The sequence below is a fragment of the Psychrobacter piscatorii genome (assembly GCF_001444505.1).
Classification (GTDB): Bacteria; Pseudomonadota; Gammaproteobacteria; order Pseudomonadales; family Moraxellaceae; genus Psychrobacter; species Psychrobacter piscatorii_B.
The window spans coordinates 1-4,995 of sequence record NZ_LNDJ01000004.1 but is presented as its reverse complement, the minus strand read 5'-3'; the positions used below and the strand labels follow the sequence as shown (position 1 = coordinate 4,995).

Below are 4,995 nucleotides of genomic sequence, written 5' to 3'. Positions count from 1 at the left end.
GCTAGCGATCTCATTTGAGATGTTTGCTAAAGATGAGTTTATCAATGCCACGAACCTTGTTAATAAAATCATGGATCTAAAGAGCAACCCTGATTTCGAGTTCTTAAAAACCAGCTCAAACGCTGTATCTTTACAACAAAAAGTACGTGATCTGGCATCGGCTTGGTCGCGTTTCTTTGATCCTAAAGTACATGCCAGATTGAAAGAAAATAAAAAGAAACCTCGCAAACCCAAGTTCTTTAAACTGGCTGATGGCACAGAAATCCAGCTACGCCCGTTGATGCCAAAATTTAAGCGCAAATCAGATGGGCGTGACTCAATTCGCTTGGTTCAGTTTGACAAATACTGCCGTGTTGAGGGCAATCGAGTAAAACTACCGAATGGCGTGGGCTTGGTGAAGTTTAGAAAATCGCAAGACATCATCGGCACGGTTAAAAATGTCACCATTAGCAAGAAATCGGGGCACTGGTATGTGTCGTTTGGCACAGAGCGCGAACTGGATGAGAACCCACGCCATCCTGCCACAAGCGCCATTGGCTTAGACGTGGGCATCAGCAAACTACTCACCACCTCAAACGGTGAATATATTAAACCTAAGAATAGCTTTAAAGCCAATCAACTCAAACTTGCCAAGCTGCAACGAGGGCTAGCAAAGAAAGTAAAATTCAGTGAGAACTGGAAAAAGCAAAACCGCAAGATTCAAAAACTCCACAGCCACATTGCCAATATCAGACATGACTACTTGCATAAAATCACCACCAGCATCAGCAAAAGCCACGCCATGATTGCTTGTGAAGATTTAAAAGTCGCCAATATGTCAAAATCAGCCAGTGGTACGGTGGAGAACAAAGGTCATCATGTCAAAGCCAAATCAGGATTAAATAAATCCATCCTAGATCAAGGCTGGGGCATGATGGTCAATATGCTTGAGTACAAGCAACAATGGCGCGGTGGGTTACTGATTAAGGTAAACCCACGATACACTAGCCAAACCTGCTCTGAATGCCATCATATCGCTGTCGATAACAGACAAACTCAGTCAAAATTTGAGTGCGTCAAATGTAGGTATGTTGCGAACGCTGATTTTAATGCGGCTCGTAACATATTAGCGGCAGGACATGCCGTTTTGTCTGCGGAGGGAGGATGCAGTAAAGGTCGCCCGTTGAAACAGAAAATAAGCGACCTTCGTGAGAAAGTCGCCTAAGAGCATCTGCTTTTAGAATCCCCCACTTGAGCTTCGCGAAAGTGGTGGGAGTGTGTCAATTATGGTTTTTAATGTTGTCAATAATCCTTTAGTATGACATCAGAGCTGATGTTACTTATCGCTACCATATTTATTGATAAAGTATTTTTCAGACTGTAGATGTTGATCTTTGTGTTCAATCTCACAAGCCACCCTCGCATCGATATAGCTTTTCATTTGTGAATTTGAGAGCTGAGCATCGTTATGATCCAAGTTTTTTGCAAACTCAGTCACAGCATCGCAGTTATTGATGATTGAGGTGCTTAGATCAGTCGTATGCGCATTGGCAGTGGTAGTACCAATAAGTACAGAGACTGATAGCAGTACTGCTTTTTTTGAATGAGCCGTGAATTTTCATATAAAACCTCTTTTGTAAGTTGTTTACATTGATTACCGATAAAAATAATTCATCGTAGCTAAGTATTGGATAGTAGCTAGGCATTGGAAACGAGCACCTATGTACCGTTTATATAGATTAGCAAAATAAAACTGACAGTCTGATTACGAGCACATGACATCTTTGTCAGTTACCCATCAATGTTGTCACCTGTGCTGGTTAGAACGTTAAACAATCATGACCGTATTGAGGAATTACCATGAAAGTACTGCTGGTAGAAGATGAATTGAAGCTTGGCGAGTATATAAAAAAAGGCTTAACCGAAGCTGGGTTTATCGTGGATCATCAGCTAACAGGATTAGATGGATATCATGCATTGATGACGGAAGAATTTAGCGTGATACTGATGGATGTGATGCTACCTGACGTTAGTGGTTTTGAGCTGGTGCGTAATTACCGAGCGGCTGGCAAGCATACGCCCGTGCTATTTCTAACCGCAAAAGATGACTTAAGTGACAAGATAAAGGGGATTGAGATTGGTGGTGATGATTATTTGACCAAACCTTTCGCCTTTGCAGAATTGATCGTTAGGATGAAAAGCTTATTACGACGTGCCAATCAAGCCGACTATCAAAGTACGATTATGCAAATAGCGGATCTCAAGATGGACATTGGCAAGCGTACGGTGCATAGAGGAGATAAGCCTATTAAGCTCACGGCAAAAGAGTTTTCCTTACTACAGTTTTTATTAGAGCGTCGCGGTGAAGTGCTTCCACGCTCAATCATCGCCTCCCAAGTATGGGATATGAACTTTGAAAATGATACCAATGTGATTGATGTGGCGATAAGGCGTCTGCGTATAAAAATAGACGATGATCATGACGCAAAGCTGATTCATACGGTGCGCGGGATGGGCTATCGGTTAGAAGCTGTCGATACAGCGCTTGATAGCAAACCATCTCACGAAGCTGGCAATGTCTAATATGAAATATAGGTTTGATAATCGGCGCTTGCCACTATTATGGCGTACTGTGCTATTGCTCACGATATTTGTTGTTATATCGCAGGTTATTATTTATATATGGATACAGCGTTCTGTTAAAGGCCATTTTGAGCAAATGGACGCTGAGATTATGACCCATGCGGCTTTTAACCTACGTAAACGAGTGATAGAACCTAGTAGCCCTATAACTTCTCAAACCCTACCTAGCTCTCAATATCCATTGAATAGTCAACAGCCGCTAAGAGCGGCACCTGACGTAATGCGTGATGGAGATACTTCTACCGCAGTGATATCAGAGGAAGCTGATCATCAGCATTCTTCTTGGCTAGATTACGATCTAAAAACCATTATCGCTAATAAAGAAGGGCAGATACTGTCTAGTACCCCCAATAACTTTGCTCAAGAGCTAGGGGAAAGGTTTAATCTGTCATCACTGAAACAAGATAATGATAAGCAACAGTTTGTGATGAATATCAATAGCCGATACTATCGAGCAATGGTCATTGAAGACGACAAAATGCTCGCGCTTATCGCACTGCCTATAGATGTGCATCATCAGTATTTATTACAGTTCAATCGTCAGCTTAGTATGATTTTGTTCGCGATTACCTTGTTACTCGTCTCAGTAGCGGCGTTGAGTGTGTACTGGGGTTTTGCACCTTTGGCGACCATCGTCCAAAAGATGAAAACAATGAATCCTGACAGATTGGATGACAGAGTCACGGTCAGCGATATGCCGTTAGAGCTGCGACCACTAGCAGAATCTTACAATTCGATGATGGCCAAGCTTGAAAGTAATTTTGAATCATTGTCACGGTTTTCAGACAATATCGCCCATGAGCTGCGCACTCCAATAGCGACACTCAGCACGCAAACGCAAGTCATGTTAAATAAACCAAGAGCGGGCGATGAATATATTGAGCAGCTACATCATCAGCATGACACGTTAGAGCAGCTGTCAGCCATGATAAATAATATGCTACTGCTGGCAAAAACCCAAAAAGGATTGAGTGACTCGCAAATCAGTCACGTGGATACGGACAGCTTAATCACCAAGCTCGTTGATTACTATGAAATGCTCGCCGAGGATCGTGAGATCACTTTTGAAAAATCGGGTGAATTTGTGACAGTATTAGGTGATGAAGGTTTGCTTCAGCGATTATTTGCTAATCTGCTGTCAAATGCCATCTATTACGCTGCGAGTGCCAGTACTATCACAGTATCAGCTACCATCATTACCTCAGGCATCGGCCTTGATGGTTCAAAAGAAGAGGCTCTAGCCGCAAAACAACGATTGTTAAAAATCGTCCTAACTAATCGCTTAGACAAACCACTAGAGCAGAGTGAAGCTGAAAAGCTGTTTGAACGATTCTATCGTCATGATAAGACAAGCAGTCAACATTTAGGGACAGGACTAGGATTGTCTATTGTTCGGGCTATCGCTCATGCCCATAAAGGCAAAGTAAATATTGCTATCAAAGATGAGTATTATTTTGAGGTCACTGTAGAGTTATTGATGGCCTAGTATTGACTATCTTCTATGAAGCTTGGATTTTATGAACTTTAAAGATCGATGAATTAATAGAATGTTAAGATAGTAATAACAGTACCCTAGTGAGGACTTGAATATTGAACCGCCCCGGGATTGTCGGAGACTCAACGCTCCAAGAGAATACGACAATGAAAACACGAAACTATACCCCTGAAATGAAAGAGCGCGACCCCTGAAATGAAAGAGCGCGACCCCTGAAATGAAAGAGCGCGCCGTCCGTATGCTAACTGAAGCTAAAGACGACTACCCATCCACCTGGTCAGCCATAGCGCCAAAGATAGGTTGCACGCCTGAGACCCTACGATCATGGCATAAAAAGCACATTGATAAAACCATTCCTCCAAATATTCAAGGGAAATACCCCCAAATTTAAAACACCAAATAAGTAGAACTAAGCTGCCATATTAAGTTTCCGAAACGGCGTAAAGCCACCATTACCCATATTGGGTCTTTCGTTATTATAGTGATACAGCCAAGCTTCAGCCTGGTGCCGCACTTGATCTAAACTATCAAACAGTTCTTGATTAAGCCAATTATAACGCACTGTCTTATTAAATCGTTCAACAAAGCCATTTTGCTGAGGATTGCCAGGCTCAATGTATTCGATAACGATACCTTGCTTAGTTGCCCAATCCTTTAAATCATTGCTGATATATTCAGGGCCATTGTCACACCTGATTTGATTAGGCTTACCTCGGTACTCTATAAGCTGGTTTAAACTGCGTATCACTCTTTGAGCCGGTAGTGAGAAATCAGCCTCTATGGTTAATGCTTCACGGTTATAATCATCAATGACATTAAACAGTCTAATAGCACGACCATCAGTTAAGGCATCGTGCATAAAGTCCATGCTCCAGCTT

Annotated in this window: 5 protein-coding genes and 1 pseudogene; 4 read left to right on the top strand and 2 right to left on the bottom strand. The window is 42.2% G+C overall.

The window, feature by feature from the left end:
• Positions 1-1,204: RNA-guided endonuclease InsQ/TnpB family protein (locus tag AS194_RS01000; protein ID WP_058023636.1), on the top strand; the 1,204-nt coding region annotated here is incomplete at its 5' end.
• Positions 1,205-1,315: 111 nt separating this feature from the next.
• On the opposite strand, the gene AS194_RS13860 is transcribed toward AS194_RS01000, so the two are convergent.
• Complete coding sequence (locus AS194_RS13860) at positions 1,316-1,477, bottom strand: hypothetical protein (protein WP_227511550.1); 162 nt, start codon at positions 1,475-1,477, stop codon at positions 1,316-1,318.
• Positions 1,478-1,839: 362 nt separating this feature from the next.
• Here AS194_RS13860 and AS194_RS00990 point away from each other — a divergent pair, with 362 nt between their 5' ends.
• The 3 genes and pseudogenes from AS194_RS00990 to AS194_RS13855 all read left to right on the top strand — a co-directional run.
• A complete protein-coding gene (locus AS194_RS00990) occupies positions 1,840-2,562 on the top strand; it encodes a heavy metal response regulator transcription factor (protein WP_057760064.1) in 723 nt (240 codons plus the stop codon).
• Between the two features lies 1 nt (position 2,563).
• Entirely contained in the window at positions 2,564-4,108 is a 1,545-nt protein-coding gene (locus tag AS194_RS00985; RefSeq protein ID WP_058023634.1) for an ATP-binding protein, read from the top strand.
• Positions 4,109-4,334: 226 nt separating this feature from the next.
• Positions 4,335-4,487 (top strand): annotated as a pseudogene (locus AS194_RS13855) (IS3 family transposase); the annotation flags it as partial.
• A 39-nt stretch (positions 4,488-4,526) separates the two neighbouring features.
• Here AS194_RS13855 and AS194_RS00975 read toward each other — a convergent pair.
• A partial coding sequence (locus AS194_RS00975; RefSeq protein ID WP_152978575.1) for an integrase core domain-containing protein occupies positions 4,527-4,995 on the bottom strand: 469 nt, incomplete at its 5' end.

Excerpts from the sequence above, each read along its gene's own strand:
- AS194_RS00985 (WP_058023634.1), top strand. The coding sequence starts at position 2,564 with ATGAAATATAGGTTTGATAATCGGCGCTTGCCACTATTATGGCGTACT.
- AS194_RS00990 (WP_057760064.1), top strand. The coding sequence starts at position 1,840 with ATGAAAGTACTGCTGGTAGAAGATGAATTGAAGCTTGGCGAGTATATA.